This window comes from Photorhabdus sp. P32 (genome assembly GCF_038085095.1).
GTDB lineage: Bacteria > Pseudomonadota > Gammaproteobacteria > Enterobacterales > Enterobacteriaceae > Photorhabdus > Photorhabdus luminescens.
On record NZ_JAZGJN010000076.1, the window covers coordinates 1 to 890 of the forward strand.

Annotated in this window: 2 protein-coding genes; both read right to left on the minus strand. The window is 43.1% G+C overall.

Annotated elements, in window-relative coordinates; genetic code table 11:
- Window positions 1-533, minus strand: a 533-nt coding sequence (locus V2H77_RS00295) for a restriction endonuclease fold toxin 5 domain-containing protein (protein ID WP_341497211.1), incomplete at its 3' end; no start/stop codon positions are given.
- Between the two features lie 163 nt (window positions 534-696).
- The coding region (locus V2H77_RS00300; RefSeq protein ID WP_341497212.1) for a PAAR domain-containing protein at window positions 697-890 on the minus strand (194 nt) is incomplete at its 5' end.

The window sequence follows — 890 nt, forward strand, 5'->3', positions numbered from 1 at the left end:
AACCTCTGCGAGTCCCTCCCGATCACTCCATCTACTGTAGCGCATCCGTTAGTCTGGTCTTCGTCCTGAGTCGTCATGGATCTATCCCCGCTTTTACTTATTTTCCACCAATCTATAGGTATTCCATTTTTGAAAAATTGGTCATATTTGGCTTTGGCTTCAAGAAATAAGCATTGTGCAGGTTTCCAACCATCGAAATTTGTATCCATACATAACCAAGTCTCAATTATGTTTAATTCAGGGTTGTATATCGTCCCGGCAATTTTTGTTTGATAAGCAATAGTTATTTCTGAATACGATGTGGTCTTTTCCCAAACCATCGTAACGTTGCCAATTGCCGGACATTTCTCACATTCGGTACGGGACGAAGCAATTGTTTTTGTATCCGCTTTTGCCTTGTCTTGTTCACCTTCTTTATTTTTGGTGCTTTCCATCACACCAACGGCGGCTAATCCTGTTGCACAAGCAGCCAGTGTCCATTCAGCCGCAGCTAAAAGAGCGGGAGCCGCTGGCGCAAGAAGTGGTAATGGCATAGCAATTTCTCCTTTTCAATAAATTACCCATGACCCGCGAATAGTCGCGATATTTTTCTCGTCTCTCCATTTTACCGGATTAATGTATTAGCCCGGTGAAATGGAGAAGACAGGTGCAGTGCGCCAATATTGCCTAAAATAGGCCAAAGTGATTGTCGTCTCATTAAGAGAGAAAATCTTTCTGGCTGGCAATCAGTTTTGCGCCACAGACTGTTTGCATACCTTCCAATGCAATAGGTTTTCCCTGATGCTTTAAGTCGTTGTTACCTTCCACAATAGGGAAAACCCCTTTGCATTTAGGGCAGCTTACTAAATCACCTTTAGCGGCAACAGGTACGCCTTGATACAGGTAATTAT